Here is a 19,184-nt window from a genome sequence, read left to right as displayed (position 1 = left end):
TCGTGACGCTATCGGACCTATGTCCCGATTCGGCCTGATGTACGATCCCCTTCCATGGTTGCTCAGGTCCAGCAACCTCGCCGTCAGGCTGCGGGCGGCCCATGAGCTGGATGGCCAGCCTGCCGATTACCGTTCGATCCTGGAGATGCCGGCGGTCAAGCGCATCCTCCGCCAGCAGCAGGGGGACGGCTCGTGGCGCTACCCCGGCCGAAGGGCCGACGAATGGATGAACTACGAGTACCTGGAGACATACAGGCAGCTGGGGGAGCTGGTGGAGATGTACGGCCTCCGGTCCGGCCACCCCGCCATCGCCCGGGGAACTGAGTTCATGTTCTCCCTGCAGACCGGCGAGGGCGATTTCCGGGGGATCTATGGGACGGAATACTCGCCCAACTACACCGCGGGGGTCCTGGAACTCATGGTCCGGGCCGGACTGGAGGACGATCCCAGGGTTGGCAAAGGTTTCGATTGGCTGCTCTCGATGCGGCAGGACGACGGGGGATGGGCGGTGCCCCTGCGTACGGTGGGGTGGAAGTTCTACGCCCCCCGGCCATCCGGCCCCGGCCCGGTGCAGCCAGATCGGACCAAACCATCGTCCCACATGGTCACCGGGGTCGTCATGCGGGCCCTGGCCGCCAGCGAGCGTCACCGTCATAGGGACGATGTCCAGGAGGCCGGGTACTGGCTGGCCTCCCGCTTCTTCCGCCCAGATCGATACCCCGACCGCCGGGCCGCTGACTACTGGACCAAGTTCACGTACCCCTTCTGGTTCACCGACCTGGCCTCCTCCCTAGATGCTCTCTCCGCCATGGGCGTTCCCGCGGACCATCCTCCGGTGGCCGAGGCCATCGAGTGGTTCCGCTCCCGGCAGCGGGAAGACGGCTCCTGGAGGCTGACCTACCTGAAGAACATCGGCAAGGATGTCGACCTGTGGGTGCATTTCGGCCTATGCCGGTCGCTAAAGCGTTACTCGGTCTGATCGAGCCTCTCCGGCTCCTCCTCGATGCCTTCGGTCCTGGTGATATCCACCTCTCCGGGTGGAAGGATGCGGGCGATCTCCTCCTCGGGGACGTCGAACATCTTGGCCAGGACCGCCGATGCCCTCGTTCTCACCTTCTTGCCGGGCTCGATGACCACGTATTTGGATGAGGTCGCTTCCACCGCTCCCAGGGGGCCGCACATGATCTTGCGTTCCCCCTCGTAGGCAATCTCGCCCACTGCCAGCATGAGGGGCAGGTGGTACTCGTAGTTGCGCTTTCCGCGGATGACGAATGCCCCCCGGGGCACGAACTCCCCCGCCTGGGCCATCTTGCTGACCTGGTCCGGAAGCACCCAGTACGCCGTGCCCTCCGATGCGCCAGCCATCCATGCCTTGGAGTGGGCCAGGGCGAAGGTGCAGGCCTCGATCATCTCCTCCTCGCCGGCGCTGGCGCCGTCGAAGACCACCACGCTGGGGGCCCCGTGGACATCGGCGTGGGCGAAGCGCTCGGTGGTCTTCAGGTGCTTCTTGACCAGCTGGTCGTTGCTGTGAGCATCGCGGCCCCCCAGCACGAGGTGCCCGCCGGAGGTCACGAACCACTTATATCGCTCGAACCAGAACTCCTTGGTCTTGCGGGCGGTGTGCTTCTCCTCGCGCTTGCGGCTCTCGCCCTCCTTGACCTTCTGGGAAAGTCGTTTCTCTGTCTCCTTGAGCGCCTCCTGCGCCCCCTGCATCTTGTCCTTGGCTTCCTTGCCCCTCTGATACAGGGCATTGGCGTTGCCCTCGACCCCCAGAGTGTAGTCCAGGGCGACATCCTTGCCGGCGATGACGGCAGTGACCCCATGCTCCTCGGGAATGACCTTGGTGATGCCCGGGATGGAAGAGAGGGCCTCCCGGGTCCGCTCCCAGTTGAGGCCCTCGGCCGCTGTCCGCAGGCGCTTCAGCAGCACGTCGGTGCCCATGTAGTCGGAGTATATGGCCTCGGCCTGCTCCGCAAACCCCCTGGCCTCGGCCAGCTGCGATTCCACGGCCGCCCGCTGCTGGGCCAGCTGGCGCTCCAGGCGCTGGACCTCGGGGTCCGCCTTCTCCCCGGCCACCGGGACGCGCTCCAGCACGTAGTTATGGATCGCGTCCGAGAAGGTGGGGTGCTCCCGGACCTCGCGGTCGGCATACTGGATGAGGGGCACCGGGGTGACGTCGATCGGCTTGCCGTTCTCCAGCACCTCCCTCGCCCGCGGCGAACCGGCCGCTTCCTTGAGCAGCAGGGACAGCGCCTCGTACAGCTTGGTGACCTCCTCCGGCGAGAGGCTCTTGGCCTTGCGGTCCTTGTCCACGCCCGCTCTGATGCAAGTTTCCTCCGCATACTGGCCTCCGATGTTGATGGCCGTGGCCAGCGTCCTCACGGCGTCCGAGGTGGAGCCCAGGAACGCCTTGCGGAAGGAACCCTCGTCCATGTCCAGGGGGTTGAACCGAGAGGGGGGGAAGGCATACTCCAGACCGGGACGCACCTCGCGGTGGCGCCACTTCCTGGAGTGCACAGCATTGAGGATCTTGCCGCCCGAGACCAGCACCAGATTGCCGTCGCCGAAGAGCTCGATCACCAGCTGATACTGGTTCGGGCCCTTCTCCAGGTCCAGCACCACGATGCGGTCGAACTCCCTCAAGCGGACCGCTGCGATGCGGGTGTTGGTGAGGTACTTGCGGAGGTTTACGGCGAACTGGGATGGCATGTCCGGGGTCTCCGGCTTCTCCGGGGCAATGTACAGCCAGCACATGTCCTGGAGCACCAGCTCCTTCTTGCCCTGTCCCGGGGTATTGATCCTCAGGAGGACGTTCTTGACGTCCCAGTGGAAGACCTTGTCGAGGTAACCGCCCACCAGGGCCTGCATCTCCCCAACCATGGCCAGGACGTCGAACGTGCTCATTTCATCCTTCATCGCACCCCCTCTACCATTGTGAAAAGATAAGCTTTGCTCACTGCCCCGGACCCATCGACAACCTTTTTCGGACCGGAACCATACCTCCTTGATATGATTTCCCGGGCCACCGCTGAGGATCTTCCCGCCATACTCAGGCTGCAGCGCCAGGCCTTCCGGGGGGAGGCGGAGCGCGTGGGGGATATGAACATCAAACCGATGGCCCAGACCTTGGACGAGCTCCGGGAAGAGTTCGAGGGTTCGGTCTTCCTGAAATATGTCCAGGACGGGGAGATCCTAGGCTCGGTACGGGGCAGGATGGAGGGTGAGGTATGCCACATCGGCCGTCTGGTGGTGCGCCCGGACCGATGGAGGCAGGGCATCGGTCGGGAGCTGATCGACGGCATCGAGCGCACCTTCGCCCAGGCCGCCCGATTCGAGCTTTTCACCCGCATAGACCACGAACGGACCAGGCCGTTCTATCGTAGCCTGGGCTACGAGCCCTACCGGAGCGAGCGGTATAGCGATACCCTTACCTTCGTGCACCTCTTCAAGCCCGGTCATGGGCCCGCCGTGGGTGGGTCTAGGGACGAGCTAAAAGGTTAGTTATATCCCGGAATCCGTGACGTCACAAGTTGATCGACGTCGAGGATGTCATACTGCAGCGCATAGATCAGCTGGAGGAGGACGAGCCGAACCTGGAGACAGACTATGAGCTCATCGCCCCGGACAACTATGGAGTCATCACCGTGCTGACCGAGGAAGGGGCCATCGGAGCGGAGTTCGTAGAGTCTGACCTCAGTTGGGCCAGGAACGATGCCGTCGAAGAATACAACGAAGCGGCCAAGGACGGACTGTATGTGGCAGTCATCGTCCCCAACGAGGCGTACTTCGAAATGGTCCACCGCATCACCAGGCGGGGCAAGGGCAACATCGAGGTCTACAGCTACGAGTCCCTGGGCATCCTCTCCACCCCCATGGCCGGTTGACCTCCAGCCCACTGAGGCCAGCCATGACGAAACCCTTATAAACGAAAAGCGAATTGATGGTCTCCATCCGCCACTGTGGCTTAGTGGTATAGCGACGCCTTGGTAAGGCGTAGGTCGAGGGTTCAATTCCCTCCAGTGGCTCCACTTCACTTTTCTATTCTTAGCGGATTAAATATATAACTCGGTACCATGATTCACGCCCGTCAAATCATTTAGGATGGGATCGGGATGGGACGTTCGTTAGCGATACTTGTAGCGGTGCTTGTAATCTTATGCGGATCGGTGGCGCTCGCTCCGTCGACAGGGACGGTAGCGGCGACCGGGACACTGACCCTGGATATAACCTCCCCGCAGCAGAACACGTACGTCCAGACACCATACGTCGTCATCACCTGGGACGCGACCGATACGGCGAACAAAATCAACCCATTCGAGATCTACGTCGACTCTCAGCCCACCGCGCTAACTACAACATCCTACCAGATGAACCTGACCGCCCTGTCCGATGGGAGGCACACGGTGTCCGTGCGGGCCACCAACGATGTGGGCGATTGGGCCGAGGATTCGGTGATGTTCTATATCGACACCACCGCTCCAGTGCTGAGGATCCTGACGCCCTCGTCCAACAGTTGGCTCAACACCTCGGACGTCACCGTGACCTGGCAGGCCTCGAGCAGCGTGGGAATCGTGTCCTTCGATGCTCGCCTGGATTCCAATCCCTGGACGATGTCCATCCCCTCCAGCCAAACCTCGACGACGTTCCAGAACGTGACCAACGGGGCTCACAACGTGACCGTGGTAGCTCATGCCTGGGGTGGCAAGACCTCGACCGCTGTCGTCGCGTTCAGCGTTGACACCACCGTGCCGGAGGTCAGCATCACCTACCCCGGGGACGATGCCGGGTTCAACCATGGGGATATCACCGTGGTGTGGAGCGGCCATGACGCGGGCAACAACATCGTCGGCTATCAGATCTGGACGGATGGGGCCAGGGTCACAACGGCGGTGCCGGGGGAGAACCACTTCAACACCAACTTCGCAGACGGTACCCACACCGTGAGGATCGTGGCCGTGGACATGGCCAACAACACCGCTATCGACGAGGTCACCTTCCTCATCGACACGGTAAGGCCGGCCATAGTGAGCAAGACCCCCACCGGCGATCAGGAGCCGGTCGGCACCACCGTGGAGGTCAACTTCTCCAAGGTCATGAGCGTCCAGGAGACCAGTCTATCCATCGATGGCATTCCCGGGTCCATGAGCTGGAACGGCACCCTCCTCACCTTCACGCCGACCAGCGCCCTGGCTTACGGGACCGCCTATCACGTGACCCTCAACGCCACCGACAGGGTCGGGAACGTGATCCAGGAGAGCTGGAGCTTCACCACAACGGATATGGGCACGATCTCCGGCGTGGTCCTGGACAACAACGGCAACCCAATGTCAGGGGTCAAGGTGGCCCTGGAGGACGGCAGTTACGTGGTCACCGCCAGCGACGGCGGATTCAGTCTGGAGGCTCACGCGGGACCGCACAACGTGACTCTCAGCAAACTGGGCTACGACGCCAAGACCGTGACCGTCAGCCTGCAGCCCGGGCAGATCCTGCCCCTGGGCTCGGTGGCGGTCAATCCGACCAACCCCCTGGCCATCTATGGCATCTTGGCGGCCATCGGGGCGGTGGTCATCGTAGGCATCCTGTACTACTTCGGCCGACGGGGGAAGAAGCTGAGCAGGCCCCAGTACCGCTCGATGAGGGGCATGGAGGACCTGCAGAAGCGCGCCTCCAAAAAGGGCCGGGGGAGGAAGAACGAGGACGAGGACGACGATGAAGAGGTCCTCTAATCCCCTTTTCAAGTGAGGGCCGTGGAGGACGCCCGGCGCCTCACTTCATGCGGTAGAGCACGAACCCCGACCAGATCTTGGGCCAGAAATAGGTGGTCTTCTTCGGCATCTTCCGGCCGCTCTGGGCCACCTTCCAGGTCATGTCCAGGGTCGGGGCGCGGACCAGGATGGCGAGGTCGCCCTTCCCCGACTTTATCTTGCGTTCCACCGAGGAGGCGTCGTGATCGTACTCGATCTCCAGTTCATTGCCCTTGGGCATGGCGTACAGGATGCCCTTGAGGATAACCTCCTGGCAGACGTAGGTGTCGACGGACCACAGGATGTCCCCGGCGGGGGCCGAGAACTCCGCCACCAGCGCCCGGCCGCTGGGAAACAGCAGCCCGAAGGTCGGTGCGGTGGCTTTATCCATGATGTCCTCGGCGGCCTTGGCATCCTTCACCTGTCGTACCGAGAAGTGCTTGGCCATGGCGTCCAGGAACTCGTTCTCCTTGAACTTGAGGTTCCGGATCAGGCGGTGAGTGGGGCGGACGAACATGCCGGTATCCTGGGAGGAGACCATAGTGCATAGCACGTATCCCTTGCGCCCGTCCCCGGGGTTCTCCTGTGCATACTTGTAGGAGGTCTCGTAGCGGTGATGGCCGTCGGCGATGAGCACCTTCTTGCCAGACATCATGCCGCGTATGCTGTCCACTGCTTCACGGTCGGAAATGCGGTACAGCTGATGCCTCGTCCCCGAGGCGTCGTTGCACTCGAACAGCTTGGTCGCGCCTTTCTCCACCGCATCCAGGTCGACCTCCGAACGGTCATACAATCCGAAGATCGACTCGCAGTGGGTGCTCGTTGCCCGCAGCAGGTTGAGGCGGTCCTCCTTGACCTTGGGGAAGGTCTCCTCGTGGGGAATGATATTCCCCGCCTCGTATCCCTCCGAGCGGAGGACTCCGATGATGCCGTTGCGGGTGAGCCACCGCTCGCCGTCCTTGAACCCCTGGCGGTAGAGGTAGTAACAATCCTCCTTGTCCTGGGCTAGCTTGCCGGACGAGAGCCACGAATCGAGCAGCTCGGCGGCGGGGCCGTACCCGCCGTCCATCGCTCCCAGCGTGATGCGGGTGATGTTGTATGGCTTGGCCTGCAGCTTGGCCTGCTCCTCGGTGGAGATGATATCGTACGGCGGGGACACGCGGTCGGCGATGTCCTCGTTCTTGCTCAAATGCGGCAGGACGCCGCGGAAGGGACGGAAATCGACCATAGAAACAATGGTGTAAGGAGCCCACGGTTCAAGAGGGTTGCGACCGCTTGCCCCCCGTGGAGGTCCACGGCGAAACCTCTTTATGTGCTACCATTCTAAAGAAGGCATACCGAGCGTGACCGATGAACCTGATAGAGACAATCAACCAATGGATGCTCACCTTGATCTCCACGTCCGATTACCTCGGCATCTTCCTGGCCATGTTCATAGAGGGGATCTTCACTCCCATACCCAGCGAGCTCATAATGCCCTTCGCTGGCTACCTGGCCTCGACCGGGGAGCTCAGCTTCGTCCTGGTGATAGTGGTCGGCTCCCTGGGCGCGACAGCGGGTTCGATCATCGCCTACATGCTGGGTAGACAGCTGGGACGGCCGTTCCTGGACCGGTACGGCCGATACCTGGGGTTCGGGAAGGACAGCCTGACGAAGGCGGACGCCTGGTTCGTCAAGTGGGGTAACTATGGCATCCTCATCGGCCATGCCCTTCCCGGGATCCGGTCGATTATTTCTTTCCCCGCGGGCATCGCCCGTATGGACATCAGGCGTTTCGCTCTCTTCACCTTCATTGGGGCGTCGATCTGGAACACCGTGCTGGTCACCGCCGGCTTCTTCCTCGGCGAGTACTGGATCCGGTTCTCCGAGACCCTTGACGGGTGGGACGTGGCCATCCTAGTGGGCGTGGTCGGTGCGGTCGTGGGCTACCTTCTATACAGTCGGTGGAAGCAGCGATCGGAGTCGGCATGCGAGGAATAAGATTTAACGCAAATGGGCCGGCACATCAGAAAAAGGAAGGGAAGAGTTTGGCTTAAGCGCTGAAGCCCTCAGGAAACTGCGCCACCAGGCCGTTGGCCATTGTGTTGGCGATAACCTGGGCGTGCTCCACCGCCATGTCCAGAGCGTTCTGCGCAGCCACGTAGTTGCCGTCCATCACCAACTGGGTGAGGTCGGCCGCGTCGGCAAGGTGCTCCTGGAGCAGGGCGCTCACGGCCTCGTACGGCCAGTTGGGGTTAAGCGAGCTCAGGCACTGTGCGACCTGGCCGATCACCTGAGTGCTGTTGGCCATCGCCGCCTGCATCGCCGCCCGGTCCCCGCTCTCGGCTGCAACGATATAGCTGTAAAGCCCCATCTCGTGCATCCTCAGCAGATTGTCCACGGCGGCAGCGTTCTGCTGGCCGTAGAACGGCTCCAGGGCGGCGGCGGTCATGTCCACATGCTCCAGGGACTTATTGAGGATCGCCTGCACCTGCGCCTGCTCACCGTTGGCCACGGCGAAGATGAGATCGTTCAGATCACGCACGTGGGTCTCCCACAGGTGCTGCATGGCCAGCCTCAACTCGACCTCGCTGGCGGTCTGAGGGCCCTGCTGCGATGGCGCCTGAGAGGCCGCCATCCCGGCCACGGCCACCACGGCCAAGGCCACCATCACCGTTGTTACGATCATTGTCTTTCTCATGGTCCTATCCTGCCCGTTGGGCAGGCGATGTTGGGAGCAGCTTGCGTATAATTTTATTTAGTTGATAGAAATAAAATAATCCATGTTTGAATATTGCCCCATGAATGGACATCGTCGGCGGGGGCCTCAGGCAATAAGCTTCCATCACTTCCCTGAGCTGCCGCGCGTTTCCGCGAAGTCCGAACTGAGGACGAGGACCTCGCCGCTGAGGCCGGTGCCCACGCAAGAAGGAACCCCGGCACCTTGCCGTCGGTACCGTTCCGTAACTCCGCGGGGCCCTCCTCATCTCGAGATTTACTACTCCATCACCACTTATTGGGCCATTGTGGTCGAGACATCTCCTTTGCCGTGCCGCTTCCATATAAGAACCAAGAGGGGAATGCAGAGCTGATGAAGAAGGACGAGAAACTTACACTGAGCAAGGAGAAGAGGGATGTCATGGTCTCGGAGATCAAAAGATACTTCCTGAAGGAACGGGAGGAGGAGATCGGAGACCTGGCCGCCGGTCTGTTGCTGAATTTCATTGCCGATAAGATCGCCCCTGAGTTCTACAACAAAGGCGTTAACGACGCATACGGTTACATGAGCGAAAGGCTCGAGGAGATGCTGGAAATCCAGAGATAGTGCCCTCGGCCACTGCGTACGGACTTCGTTCAGGGTACGGATGGGATGATCCAGGACCTCGGGACGAGCAACACCCGTCAGTTTGGCGGGCAGCGCCATCTCATTAGGCGGAGGTCGGGCCATCAGATTACCATAGCGTCCCGTTTAGTTAATAGCAGATAGATCAGCAAAGGACCTCCGATAAGCGCCGTTATCGCCCCTACTGGCAGCATGACGGGGTTGATGAGATCCTTGGCGATGACATCTGCGGATGACAGGAGCAGCGCACCAGTGATGGCGGAGGCCGGGAACAGGTACTTGAGGTCGCTGCCCACAAGCATCCTGGAGATATGAGGGGCTAAAAGGCAGACGAATCCGATGGCGCCGGTGAAACTGACCACCACTGCCGTGGAGAAGCAGGCGATGAGAATGGAGGCCAATCTCACGTTCCTCACACTCACGCCAAGAGAGAGGGCAGTGTCATCGCCCATCCTCATGATGTTGATGTCCTTCACAAACCACATCATTCCTACAAGCACCGCGATGAGCATGACCAGAACGTACGGCACCTGCCAAAGCGAGGCGTTGTTGAGGTCTCCCACCGACCAGAACAGGGCGGACTTGACCGCGTCCGCCGCACCGAAATACTGCATAATCGTGGTTGCCGCGGTGAAGATGTAGGATATCGATATGCCCACTAGTATCAAGGTGCTGGGCATGACGTTCCGTCGTGCAGAGGTGGCCAGAATGACTCCTGCCGGTATGAGGGAGAACAGGAACGCATTGATTATGGTCCCCAACGTCCCCACTGCCGCAGATATGCCCATGATGATTGATAGGGATGCCCCAAAGGCCGCGCTCCCGGAAACCCCAAGGGTGTAAGGGGTCGCCAGCGGGTTCTTCATGATAGTCTGGATAAGACATCCGGCGATGGCTAGGATCGCCCCGACGAAGGTGGCCATGAGGACCCGGGGAGCATACACCTGAAGGACGATCTGTTCGGTCTTGTAGGGAATGTTGAACAAGCCAGGTATGGCCTGGTTTAAAAGAACCTCGTATACCTGCAAAGGAGTGATCGTTGTCGAACCTATGGTGACCGAGTATGCCATAAGGCCCGTCATCAGTACTGCCAGAGCTGCGATGATAGCGATTCTCTTGACGTTGACCTTTCTGATCCTGTCCTTGTCGAGGTCCACCTCGGCAGAACCGAACAATCTTACCTTCAGCTGTTCTGCCACCATATGACCCCAACATTCCGAGAGCCGTTCGTTGTAAATTGCCCACCCTTCTGAAGGATGGTCGATCTCAGATTTTCAGCCACCAGCTCCTTCTTCTCATCGGGGACGCCATAGAAATCGAAGTAATGCTCCATGGCGACCTCGAGGTTATCGAAGCAGGCCCTTTCAGGATAATCCATGGTGAATGTGATCGGCTTGAGTCCAAGGTCCTCAGCGATGTTGGAGAGGATTTCAAAATCGGTGTGTTCGACCACGATCCGGCCAAACAGGATCTCCTGGACGGCGAATGGTATCCTGAGATCCGCAGGGACGAACAGGTACACCTTGTCGGCGATCGAGTCCATTCTCCTTATCTGCTCTTCAATATCGAGCATGAATATGGAGAAAGAGGACACGATCTTGTCGAACCTTCCCATCCCAGCCACATCCACGTTCTCCCAGCAGTCGTTGATCAGCCTCAGGTTGGTCAGGCCCTCCTCCCTTGCCCTCTCACTCAATGATCGCAGCATAAGCGGAGAAGGGTCGATCGAAGTCACGCTCGCCGATAGCTGGGCCAGAGGAATGGTCAGTCTTCCGTTTCCAGGGCCGATCTCCAAAATATTATGATGCGGGGATGGCGCTATGATCTTGATCTGATCGGAGGTCATCGCCCTCAAGAACGGGCTGGGTCCGGTGATGTTGACACGGCGGTCCCAAAACAAGCCCGAATTAAGCCTCTCGCGTGAGGTCGCTCTGATCGACGTTGCCCATCTCCCAGCCCAGTCCATATCTTCGCCTCCATGATAAAAATAAAAAGGGGGACCCCCTCACGCGACCGGATGGTACATGAACACACCATCGGTCGAAACGTCGTAGTCTGCGATCCCCAGGAAGTGGTTTATGTAGTAGTTATGGAGGGCGATCGGGTCGATACTGGTGTAGTGGCTCGGATTGATGATCTTGCCGATGTACGCCCCGAGCAGCACCGCCCCGGTCGGCCCATTCCTGAAGTCCCCTGCTATTAGGTAGAGGTCATTAGGGTCTGTGTCCACCAGCAGAGTGTGGCTGCTTGAGGTCGCACTCTCCCAGGATGCCGCCACCTCCGATTCGTTCTGAGCCAGATATCCATGTTCAGGAACGCCAGCCACAACCGTTCCTGCATATGTGTACTTCACCATGTGCAGGAAGATGTAATCGATGGTGGTGGAATTGTCATCGTTGAACAGCGCGTCCACCTGGGACACCTTGGAGAGGCTGTTATTGTACTCGCCCCCGTACAACGATGCACCGACGTTCTTACCTCCTCCCAGGAGACAAGCCTGTCCCAGCGGATCGGTGAAGCAGTACACTGTCGCGGTCTTGGTGTCAGGGTTGATGAAGTAGGAGTTAGGGTAATTGCTCATGAGGACCGTGGGCTTCTCATCCTCTGGGATGGAGTTGGCAATATCGGCCAACTTATTGCGCGTCTCAAGGATCCAGGCCGCATACTCCTCCGCGCGATCTACGGCGCCGAAGATGTACCCTGCCTTCAGAATGCCCTGGATGAAGTTCGATCCCTCGGCGTTGGCCATGTCAGGGTTGTAGAGGCCGAGATAGATTACATCAGTCCCGATGAGCTTGGTCTGCTTGACATCGTAGCTGTTGGTATAGAATGTGAGCAGGACGTCAAGGTCCAGATCGTTAACGAAGGCGTAGTCGGGTGTGTTCATATTCACGAGATTCGTGATGTTAGCCTGCTGTGTTGCGGTGAAGTAGAAGTCCTTGTAAACATAGGGAGCGTTATCCACCGCCACGATCTTGTCCGCCAGTCCAAGAATGAGGCACAGCTCGGTGTTAGCATAGTACTCGGCGCCAATTCTGGAGATGTTCAAACTGACGCTCCTGTCAGCACCAGCCCCGTCCACGAACCAGAGCGTATCAGCGTCCTTGTTAACCACCGCTCGTATCTGGGTAGCATCTGCCCCATCGATCTTACCATCCTTATTGGCATCGGCCAGTTTGGAATTGAAATGGTTATCTGCCTCAAATTTCGCCATCTCCGTGCTGTTGCTGGTCGACGAGGCGCTGATGTAGTTCTCCACCAGCTTCGCGTCGGCCTCATCAATGTTCGAATCGCCGTCCGCGTTCCCATATATGTCCAGCGCGACAGATGTCAGGTTCACCTCAGCCTTTGCGTTGTTCTGTGTCAGTAATAATGCACCGACCACCCCGGCAATGACAATGATGCCCGCGATAGTGAGCGCAATGACCTTCTGATTCATGTGTAGCACGAATTCATAGTTCGTATTAATATTTAACCTGCAACAAATGGATAATATTGCTCTGATTATCAGTTTTCGAAATACCTTTATTAAAGTTGAAAATGATTGCCCGAATGCGCTTTGTGCATATGGAAATGCTAAGCCAGATATTTATTAATCATCATTGATGATTGAAATTATTATGGAATGATAGGGTGCTCATTATGCATATGATATCAATATATAGAATCAGATTTAGAAATAAAAATGAGAAATAGTTATATACTATAAAAAGCGTTTTTCGGTGTGTATGCGACTGAGGATCGACCACGTGGTTTTTAATTATGGCAGCACCGAGGTACTGAGGGATGTATGCTTGGATGCTTATCCAGGAGAGATCCTTGGCATCCTCGGTCCCAACGGTTCAGGGAAGACGACCCTACTGAGATGCATCAATGGTTTTCTGACCCCTAAGCAAGGCACCATGGCCATGGATGGGGAGGAAATCCAGAAGATGAGCAGGATCGAACTATCGAAGAGGCTAGGGTACGTTCCACAGCACCTGACGAAAGAGACGTGCACCCCAACCGTGTATGAGGTCGTTCTGATGGGCAGACGGCCACATGTGACATGGGAGTTCGGCGAGAAGGACAAGGAGATGGCGTGGCAGGCCATGGAGGAGATGGATGTCAAACATCTTTCGTCACAGAGGTTCGATCGGCTGAGCAGCGGCCAGGCACAAAGGGTGTTGATGGCTCGGGCAATAGCGCAGGAGGTCAGAATGCTCCTCCTGGATGAGCCAACGAGCAATCTGGATGTAAAATACCAGATCGATGTCATGCGAACCATTCATGAGCAGGTTAGGACCAAGAACATCGGAGCTTGCGCGGTGGTGCATGATCTTGACCTGGCAATGCGATTCTGCGATAAGATTGTCCTTCTGCATGAAGGCAAGGTTTTGGCTGCTGGGAGGAAGGAAGAAGTCCTCAATCCCGGCAATATCAAGGTTGCTTACGGTGTCGATTCGGTGGTGGACACCATTCATGGCAGGGAGAGAATATTGATAATGTGACCATCGCACCTTGCTCATCTAGGACCAACAAGATCCCCTAGTTGAATTTCGAGAGAATCATGATCCGTCATCTCATCGTATAAAAATCTGCATATTCGGTCAGGTGAGGTAATGTCGTGGAAGGAAGAATGGGCCAGGGCGCATCGGCTATCGCCCTTAAAGGTCACGCCAGAGAACGAAAGCAGATGGGAGCGATACTGGAGCATTTGTGCGGCCCAGTATGGTCGGGATTCAGAGGCCGATACCCGCCTGTACCAGGCGGTCATTGACCACCTGGTCCGAGAGGGGAGATTGCGTTCGACCGATTCTGTTCTCGACATCGGGTGCGGCCCGGGCACCTACACAATTCCTCTGGCACGACATTCCCGTCATGTGCTTGGTCTGGACTCAGCCCATGGCATGATCGTCGAAATGACTAGGAAATCTTCCGCCCAGCGTATGACGAACGTCGAAGGGATTGTGGGCAGATGGGAGGACCTTAGCACGGGTGAGTTCGATTTAGTGCTCAGCGCCCTTTCCCCTGCGGTGCGTAATGCTGAAGGCTTGATGAAAATGGGTGCCGCATCCAAGAGGGATTGCTGCTATATCACCGCTGCACTGGGGGACGAGATGAAGACGAGGAACGACCTCTGGGAACGAGTGGTCGGTGAATTCCGTCCATCACACGCATATGATATCAAGTACCCGTTTAACATCCTCCTGGAGGATGGTCAGCGACCAGATCTGAAACACATTTCCGCATCCTTCGACATGGTCGCCGATGCCAACGTCGTCATTGCCAATTTCCAGGCCTACTTCGAGATATTTACGATGATGACCGAGGAGAAAAAAGCCATCATCAATGATTATATCCTCGATCAAAGCCACAATGGCATCTTTCACATGCATGGAAGAAAGATCCTGGCGGTCATGACCTGGGCTCCAGTGAACACATAGGTCTGGGCACCAAACGTCAAGCGACAGGCATCCTTCGACCAATCGTCATGAGCATGATGAGGAGGCCAACGGCGTTGGTACTGAGTGGTTGAGATTGCCGTGAACATATCCACCAAATCATGGGCACATGAGCGGAGCAACTGGGCTCCGAATCCCATCACCGCCGTCAGAGCTCAGGGACAGGAGCGCGCTCCTCTTCGTTCTTGACCGGCCTGCCTGAGATCCGGTCTACAGTAGGGGCCGTTCAACGAGGGCCGATACCTCCTCGAAGGTCTCCTGCCACTTCCGGTCCAGGACCTCGTCCAGCTTCTTCTGGTCAATCTTGACGTTCTTCGACTTCCGCACGATGATCTCGCAGGACAGCAGCCCCGGCTTGCTCTTCAGCCTGGGGTCACGGGCGCTAGCATGTCCCTTCTTCTTGGACATCCGCATCTTCTCTCCTAGCCTGGGGTTCTCAATCTTCCTTACACCGTTTGTCATGGTACCGCTCCTTCCAGACGCTTGGCGTCAGGGACTAATCAAAAGAATAACGAAGTAGGATAAATATCCTTTGTCCTGTTAGATATGAAATAGGAAATAGAATAGCTAATATGCCCTGTTTGCTTTATCCTGTTTAAAATGAAAGAGGATAAAGGTTCCAAAAACTACGAATCGATCATGAACCGGGAGGGCGTCTCTGGCGTGCTCCGGTATCTTCACGACCACGGCGAGGCTAAAAACGTCGACCTGAAGACGGTAATCGGGAACCACTATCGCCTCCACGATACCATGGCCGCCCTCGAACAGGCCGGGTTGGTAAAGGTCGAATACCAGACCACACCCAAGCGTATCTACCGCTACTGGCTGACCGCCAAGGGTAAGACGGTCTCTAAGAAGCTCTTGGAGATCGAGCGGATACTAGCGACCTGAAAGCTGTCGACCTGGAAAAAAAGTCTTCGAATTCTCCTAGCTACATTCCGACATCAAAGCTAGTATTTATAACGAACTTCGACATTTTTTACAAATGCCAGATGGTGCTTCTGAATGCATGACGACGCATCTGTTGAGCCTGATAGTGTAAAAGTTGATTTTTGACTCATAACTGCCGCAAGCCCTGGATGGCAATATTTTTCGAACCTCTGGTAGAACGCCGTCCCCAGCCTACTTTTTAATCCTGGGATAAGCGTTCGAGCCTGAGGCACGATCTCTTTCCCCCAGATAACTTCACGTCCGCATTTCTGAAAAAAACCAGATAGTTGGAGTGGGCTCAGCCGGATTTGAACCGGCGACCTTCGCCGTGTAAGGGCAACGTCATAACCGCTAGACCATGAGCCCGTGCTTGGCTCTGAATGAAGAGAGGGTATTAAAAGATAGCTTCTGACGCAAGGGCAGATAAGCAGCCTTCAAGGCTCCTATCGAGGTTCTAGCTCCCGGCCGGAGCCCTAATTCGTATCCCGTGGATGAAAATGGGACACATACGAAACGGTGATATGCCTCCACCTCATTGGTAGGCTCGGTAATCTCAATTGGTAACTCAAAGCCTGGCCACGAAGATCAGAGCGGTGTTGGATGAGCCGGAGACCGGCCCCACCATGCGCCGGTTCTTCGTCAACACGATGTTCGATTCCACATTCGTCATATTAGGTATCCTGATAGCTTCCGCGTTCTCCAGCGAGCCTAACCTTAGGACGGTCATCGTGACCATCATCACCAGCAGCGTGGCGCTCGGGATCTCCACGGGCATCAGTGTGTTCGAGGCGGAGAGCATGGAGCAATCGATCAAAATGCGGGAGATGGAGCGCGCCATGCTGACCTCCCTTGAGGACACCCACCTTCACAGCATCTCCAAGCTGACGATCATGATCGTGGCGGTGGTCAACTTCACCGCCCCAATAATCTCCGGAGCCATCACCCTGACCCCTTTCCTGATGGTCGGAGAGAAAGACATCCAGCTGGCAGCGTATGTCAGCCTGGGACTGGCAATCACGATACTATTCGTGGTGGGGGCGGCCATGGGCCGGGCGGGGGAGCGCAACCCGTGGATCCAGGGCACCCGAATGGCCGTGGCCGGCCTCGGGGCGTTCCTGCTGTGCTACTTCATCGAGTCGATGCTGTGATCAGCAGATGCGGGGCACTGGGTCGCCAACCGGAGGTTCGAGGATGCGCCTTCCGCCGACCTCGGTGCGGAGCACGACCCGCTCGTACTTCTTGGTGGCCTTCCCCACGATGGCGGCGTTCTTGCCCAGGGGATTCTTCCGGAGCACTTTGACGATGTCCTCGGCCATCTCCGGCACGCAGCCGATGACGACCTTCCCCTCGTTCCCTATGGTCATGGGATCGAGGCCCAGGAGTTCGCAGGCGTTCCTGACCGGCTCAGATATGGGCACGGCCGCCTCCTCGATCTCTACTCCGACCCCGGACTTGGAGGACCACTCGTTGATGGCATTGGCGAACCCTCCGCGAGTGGGGTCTTTCATGCTCACCGCCCCACCGACCTTCAGCACCTCTTCGATAATGCGGTTCAGGGGCGCGGTGTCGCTCTTGACCTCGGTCTCGAAACCATAGCCCTCGCGGAACGACAGCAGGGCGATACCGTGGTCACCGAGCGTCCCGGAGACGATGATAGTGTCGCCGTCGCGAATGTTGTCGTCGGTGAGCCAGTTAGAGGTCACTGCCCGGTAGTCCCGGGCGACCTTGAGATTATGGTCCATGTACGCGCTCCGCTTCCCTACGGCTGAGGTAGTGACCACCATGCCATCGACGGCGCCCGATTCGACGACCTTGGTGTCCCCGGTGACCACCGGGACGTTGGCCAGTTCGGAGTACTGGCCGATCGACTTAACAACCTTCTCTAGGGTTTCGACCTCCAATCCCTCCTCAAGGATCATCGAGAGGGCCATGGCGAGGGGCGTAGCGCCCATGACTGAGATGTCGTTGACCGTGCCGCACACAGCCAGGGATCCGATGTCCCCGCCTGGGAAGAACAGCGGCTTCACGGTGTGGCCATCGGTGGTAAAGACCACGTCGTCCACGACCGCCGAATCGTCGAAGGACCGCAGTGGAACCTCGGTAGGGAACTGTGGCAGGAACGGAATGATGTGGAGCGACAGGAGCTCGTGCATAAGCTCTCCTCCGGCCCCGTCGCCCATGGTAACCCTCTTCATGGCCCGGTGATTCTCGATATCCAGTTTAAAACCTTGCTAGCGGTGCCCTCGTCCGACGGAACGATGCCGGGTCGAGCGAAGATGACCTGGAACGGTCGGGAAGGGAATTGCTGGTCCGTCGTCCCTCATCTCACTGCAGCATGTTCAGTGGCAATTGCTTGGCGTGGATCTGCCTATGGCAGTTTTCACAGACCACCATCAGGTTCTTGGGATGGTCTGAGCCATTATGGCTTTTCCATACAATGTGGTGCACCTGGACCTCATGGGCATCATCCCCGCATATCTGGCAGGTGTGTCCGTCACGCTGCAGGACATAATTGCGGATATGTCGCCACATCCAGCTCCTGATCCATTCGTCGACGCCCATGTAAGGGTCCACCCGGCTGCCTCTCGGAGACCAGGTGGGATTGCTCTCCAGTATCCTATCCAGAAGCACCATCCCCTCGTGCTCTGCCTCCATGGTACAGCTTCCCTCTTATACCACGTACGAGGGCACATAGCGGTGCCTGGATAAATAATATCATATTGGAGTGATAATTGGCTGGACGGAGATCGTCACCTTCAAGGGAAAAAAGGGGCCGGACAGGGGGATAGAATTATATCTCTGGATTCCCTGGTCCAGACCAGGTGAGGCCACGGAGGCCTGACCAAGGGCTCGTGGGGTAGCCTGGATTATCCTTTCGGCCTTCGAAGCCGATGACGGGGGTTCGAATCCCCCCGGGCCCGCTCCTATCTATGGCCAGATAGGTTCCATTTATTTTCAATAACGGGCTTCCGTGTTGCTATTACCGGGCTCTCTTTCCATGAGTCCCGGAGCTGCTTACCGGCGACGCCCTGCTGCATCCTGTAGTAGGGCCGCTGCGTCGTGGCTAGGCTGTTGTGCCTCAACTGCGCGGACATGGCGGGAAGACGGCTCATGTCCTCGTTCACGGTGATCGATGTCAGTGTCGGCCTAAAGTCCTTGATTTTGAACTCCACACCAGAGAGCTCCTCGACCTTCTTTTTGACCTTTTTTAGGCCATCCGGCTCAGAAAATTGCGATAACCCTTAATCTAGAACCACTGAGGGCTGAGTTGATCGACCTCTTCTCCGCTTCCTTAGTGGATTGAGTCTGGTCTTCCAGCTGTGCACAGCGCCGGGCTTGCAGGCATTTTGTCGGCCAGCGCTGTGAGCTTCTTATAGGCTGCTACCAGTCCATACTTGAAATTCTTCTTGAACTCCTCGAGCGCCGCTTTGATCTCCTTATGCCCATGTCTATAATTGTCACCGTGGACCACACTCGGATTGTCCTCACTAGTTTGAAGAGCGGACTAGTCCATGATAAACGACTGGTTATTATGAAGAGTTAGAATTAATGGCCGTTTTTCGGCAATGAGATCACAAAAGGCGCCAGAATTTATATCGATTCGGCGATCCCGCTCGTAACTCACCACTATAGTTTTTAACACTGTTAAAGTTGGACAAGCCTTATCGTTGCGGGTCCTGTGAGTAGGCCGTGAACAAAATGGAGACAACCGCATCTATTCACAAGGACGCATGGATCAAGGAT

Annotated in this window: 20 protein-coding genes and 3 tRNA genes; 12 read left to right on the top strand and 11 right to left on the bottom strand. The window is 57.5% G+C overall.

The features are described 5' to 3' along the window. Positions 1-19 precede the first annotated feature (19 nt). Positions 20-979: a prenyltransferase/squalene oxidase repeat-containing protein gene (locus SA339_12095; GenBank protein MDW5563954.1), complete on the top strand. Its 960-nt coding sequence runs from the start codon at positions 20-22 to the stop codon at positions 977-979. On the opposite strand, the gene rqcH is transcribed toward SA339_12095, so the two are convergent. Then, complete coding sequence (gene rqcH, locus SA339_12090; protein MDW5563953.1) at positions 967-2,916, bottom strand: ribosome rescue protein RqcH; 1,950 nt, start codon at positions 2,914-2,916, stop codon at positions 967-969. The genes SA339_12095 and rqcH overlap by 13 nt on opposite strands. Positions 2,917-3,009: 93 nt before the next feature. Here rqcH and SA339_12085 point away from each other — a divergent pair, with 93 nt between their 5' ends. The 4 genes from SA339_12085 (at position 3,010) to SA339_12070 (ending at position 5,726) form a co-directional block, all read left to right on the top strand. Further along, entirely contained in the window at positions 3,010-3,501 is a 492-nt protein-coding gene (locus SA339_12085; protein MDW5563952.1) for a GNAT family N-acetyltransferase, read from the top strand. A gap of 29 nt (positions 3,502-3,530) precedes the next feature. After that, positions 3,531-3,884 carry a hypothetical protein gene (locus SA339_12080; GenBank protein MDW5563951.1) on the top strand — a complete coding sequence of 118 codons (354 nt, stop codon included), beginning with the start codon at positions 3,531-3,533 and terminating at the stop codon, positions 3,882-3,884. Between the two features lie 69 nt (positions 3,885-3,953). Further along, positions 3,954-4,028: transfer RNA gene (locus tag SA339_12075), tRNA-Thr, on the top strand. 84 nt (positions 4,029-4,112) lie between these two features. Beyond that, positions 4,113-5,726, top strand: a complete 1,614-nt coding sequence (locus SA339_12070) for an Ig-like domain-containing protein (GenBank protein ID MDW5563950.1) — start codon at positions 4,113-4,115, stop codon at positions 5,724-5,726. A 40-nt stretch (positions 5,727-5,766) separates the two neighbouring features. On the opposite strand, the gene SA339_12065 is transcribed toward SA339_12070, so the two are convergent. Beyond that, on the bottom strand, positions 5,767-6,972 hold the full coding sequence (locus SA339_12065; protein ID MDW5563949.1) for a DUF1015 domain-containing protein: 1,206 nt from the start codon (positions 6,970-6,972) through the stop codon (positions 5,767-5,769). Positions 6,973-7,094: 122 nt separating this feature from the next. Between SA339_12065 and SA339_12060 the strand changes: the two genes are divergently transcribed. Further along, positions 7,095-7,724, top strand: a complete 630-nt coding sequence (locus SA339_12060; protein MDW5563948.1) for a DedA family protein — start codon at positions 7,095-7,097, stop codon at positions 7,722-7,724. 52 nt (positions 7,725-7,776) lie between these two features. Here SA339_12060 and SA339_12055 read toward each other — a convergent pair whose 3' ends face one another. Next, a complete protein-coding gene (locus SA339_12055) occupies positions 7,777-8,424 on the bottom strand; it encodes a hypothetical protein (protein ID MDW5563947.1) in 648 nt (215 codons plus the stop codon). Between the two features lie 390 nt (positions 8,425-8,814). Between SA339_12055 and SA339_12050 the strand changes: the two genes are divergently transcribed. Then, on the top strand, positions 8,815-9,048 hold the full coding sequence (locus SA339_12050) for a DUF2164 domain-containing protein (GenBank protein MDW5563946.1): 234 nt from the start codon (positions 8,815-8,817) through the stop codon (positions 9,046-9,048). Positions 9,049-9,170: 122 nt separating this feature from the next. On the opposite strand, the gene SA339_12045 is transcribed toward SA339_12050, so the two are convergent. From SA339_12045 to SA339_12035, 3 genes are read right to left on the bottom strand one after another with little or no spacing between them, the layout of a single operon-like run. Next, positions 9,171-10,265: an iron ABC transporter permease gene (locus SA339_12045; GenBank protein ID MDW5563945.1), complete on the bottom strand. Its 1,095-nt coding sequence runs from the start codon at positions 10,263-10,265 to the stop codon at positions 9,171-9,173. Beyond that, the gene (locus SA339_12040) at positions 10,250-11,032 is read right to left on the bottom strand and encodes a class I SAM-dependent methyltransferase (protein MDW5563944.1); all 783 of its coding nucleotides are present in this window, start codon (positions 11,030-11,032) and stop codon (positions 10,250-10,252) included. The genes SA339_12045 and SA339_12040 overlap by 16 nt, the downstream gene beginning before the upstream one ends. A 39-nt stretch (positions 11,033-11,071) precedes the next feature. Further along, positions 11,072-12,505: a dockerin type I domain-containing protein gene (locus SA339_12035; GenBank protein ID MDW5563943.1), complete on the bottom strand. Its 1,434-nt coding sequence runs from the start codon at positions 12,503-12,505 to the stop codon at positions 11,072-11,074. A gap of 289 nt (positions 12,506-12,794) precedes the next feature. Between SA339_12035 and SA339_12030 the strand changes: the two genes are divergently transcribed. Both SA339_12030 and SA339_12025 read left to right on the top strand, forming a co-directional pair. Beyond that, positions 12,795-13,556 (top strand): ABC transporter ATP-binding protein, encoded by a 762-nt coding sequence (locus tag SA339_12030; GenBank protein ID MDW5563942.1) that lies wholly within the window; start codon positions 12,795-12,797, stop codon positions 13,554-13,556. 111 nt (positions 13,557-13,667) lie between these two features. After that, positions 13,668-14,492 (top strand): methyltransferase domain-containing protein, encoded by an 825-nt coding sequence (locus tag SA339_12025; protein MDW5563941.1) that lies wholly within the window; start codon positions 13,668-13,670, stop codon positions 14,490-14,492. 228 nt (positions 14,493-14,720) lie between these two features. Here SA339_12025 and SA339_12020 read toward each other — a convergent pair whose 3' ends face one another. After that, positions 14,721-14,972 (bottom strand): hypothetical protein, encoded by a 252-nt coding sequence (locus tag SA339_12020; GenBank protein ID MDW5563940.1) that lies wholly within the window; start codon positions 14,970-14,972, stop codon positions 14,721-14,723. Between the two features lie 138 nt (positions 14,973-15,110). Here SA339_12020 and SA339_12015 point away from each other — a divergent pair, with 138 nt between their 5' ends. After that, positions 15,111-15,401, top strand: coding sequence for a hypothetical protein (locus SA339_12015; protein ID MDW5563939.1), 291 nt, complete (start codon positions 15,111-15,113; stop codon positions 15,399-15,401). 332 nt (positions 15,402-15,733) lie between these two features. On the opposite strand, the gene SA339_12010 is transcribed toward SA339_12015, so the two are convergent. Continuing rightward, positions 15,734-15,806: transfer RNA gene (locus SA339_12010), tRNA-Val, on the bottom strand. Positions 15,807-15,997: 191 nt separating this feature from the next. Between SA339_12010 and SA339_12005 the strand changes: the two genes are divergently transcribed. After that, positions 15,998-16,588, top strand: coding sequence for a VIT1/CCC1 transporter family protein (locus SA339_12005; protein MDW5563938.1), 591 nt, complete (start codon positions 15,998-16,000; stop codon positions 16,586-16,588). Here the strand turns inward: SA339_12005 and hypE are convergent, their stop codons facing one another. Beyond that, a complete protein-coding gene (gene hypE, locus SA339_12000; protein MDW5563937.1) occupies positions 16,589-17,635 on the bottom strand; it encodes a hydrogenase expression/formation protein HypE in 1,047 nt (348 codons plus the stop codon). Positions 17,636-17,765: 130 nt separating this feature from the next. Further along, the gene (locus tag SA339_11995) at positions 17,766-18,095 is read right to left on the bottom strand and encodes an HNH endonuclease (protein ID MDW5563936.1); all 330 of its coding nucleotides are present in this window, start codon (positions 18,093-18,095) and stop codon (positions 17,766-17,768) included. Between the two features lie 191 nt (positions 18,096-18,286). Here SA339_11995 and SA339_11990 point away from each other — a divergent pair. Beyond that, positions 18,287-18,361: transfer RNA gene (locus SA339_11990), tRNA-Arg, on the top strand. 3 nt (positions 18,362-18,364) lie between these two features. On the opposite strand, the gene SA339_11985 is transcribed toward SA339_11990, so the two are convergent. Continuing rightward, positions 18,365-18,613 (bottom strand): hypothetical protein, encoded by a 249-nt coding sequence (locus SA339_11985; protein MDW5563935.1) that lies wholly within the window; start codon positions 18,611-18,613, stop codon positions 18,365-18,367. Positions 18,614-19,184: the final 571 nt, after the last annotated feature.

This window comes from Methanomassiliicoccus sp. (assembly GCA_033485155.1).
GTDB lineage: Archaea > Thermoplasmatota > Thermoplasmata > Methanomassiliicoccales > Methanomassiliicoccaceae > UBA6.
Note: the sequence above shows the minus strand (reverse complement) of the source record. Positions and strands in the feature narration are given on the sequence as shown.

What these genes read in the sequence shown, in the direction of transcription:
- SA339_12095 (MDW5563954.1), top strand. Translation starts at nt 20, where the DNA reads ATGTCCCGATTCGGCCTGATGTACGATCCCCTTCCATGGTTGCTCAGG.
- rqcH (MDW5563953.1), bottom strand. Translation starts at nt 2,916, where the DNA reads ATGAAGGATGAAATGAGCACGTTCGACGTCCTGGCCATGGTTGGGGAG.
- SA339_12085 (MDW5563952.1), top strand. Translation starts at nt 3,010, where the DNA reads ATGATTTCCCGGGCCACCGCTGAGGATCTTCCCGCCATACTCAGGCTG.
- SA339_12070 (MDW5563950.1), top strand. Translation starts at nt 4,113, where the DNA reads ATGGGACGTTCGTTAGCGATACTTGTAGCGGTGCTTGTAATCTTATGC.
- SA339_12065 (MDW5563949.1), bottom strand. Translation starts at nt 6,972, where the DNA reads ATGGTCGATTTCCGTCCCTTCCGCGGCGTCCTGCCGCATTTGAGCAAG.
- SA339_12060 (MDW5563948.1), top strand. Translation starts at nt 7,095, where the DNA reads ATGAACCTGATAGAGACAATCAACCAATGGATGCTCACCTTGATCTCC.
- SA339_12055 (MDW5563947.1), bottom strand. Translation starts at nt 8,424, where the DNA reads ATGAGAAAGACAATGATCGTAACAACGGTGATGGTGGCCTTGGCCGTG.
- SA339_12050 (MDW5563946.1), top strand. Translation starts at nt 8,815, where the DNA reads ATGAAGAAGGACGAGAAACTTACACTGAGCAAGGAGAAGAGGGATGTC.
- SA339_12040 (MDW5563944.1), bottom strand. Translation starts at nt 11,032, where the DNA reads ATGGACTGGGCTGGGAGATGGGCAACGTCGATCAGAGCGACCTCACGC.
- SA339_12035 (MDW5563943.1), bottom strand. Translation starts at nt 12,505, where the DNA reads ATGAATCAGAAGGTCATTGCGCTCACTATCGCGGGCATCATTGTCATT.
- SA339_12030 (MDW5563942.1), top strand. Translation starts at nt 12,795, where the DNA reads ATGCGACTGAGGATCGACCACGTGGTTTTTAATTATGGCAGCACCGAG.
- SA339_12025 (MDW5563941.1), top strand. Translation starts at nt 13,668, where the DNA reads ATGTCGTGGAAGGAAGAATGGGCCAGGGCGCATCGGCTATCGCCCTTA.
- SA339_12020 (MDW5563940.1), bottom strand. Translation starts at nt 14,972, where the DNA reads ATGACAAACGGTGTAAGGAAGATTGAGAACCCCAGGCTAGGAGAGAAG.
- SA339_12015 (MDW5563939.1), top strand. Translation starts at nt 15,111, where the DNA reads ATGAAAGAGGATAAAGGTTCCAAAAACTACGAATCGATCATGAACCGG.
- hypE (MDW5563937.1), bottom strand. Translation starts at nt 17,635, where the DNA reads ATGAAGAGGGTTACCATGGGCGACGGGGCCGGAGGAGAGCTTATGCAC.
- SA339_11995 (MDW5563936.1), bottom strand. Translation starts at nt 18,095, where the DNA reads ATGGAGGCAGAGCACGAGGGGATGGTGCTTCTGGATAGGATACTGGAG.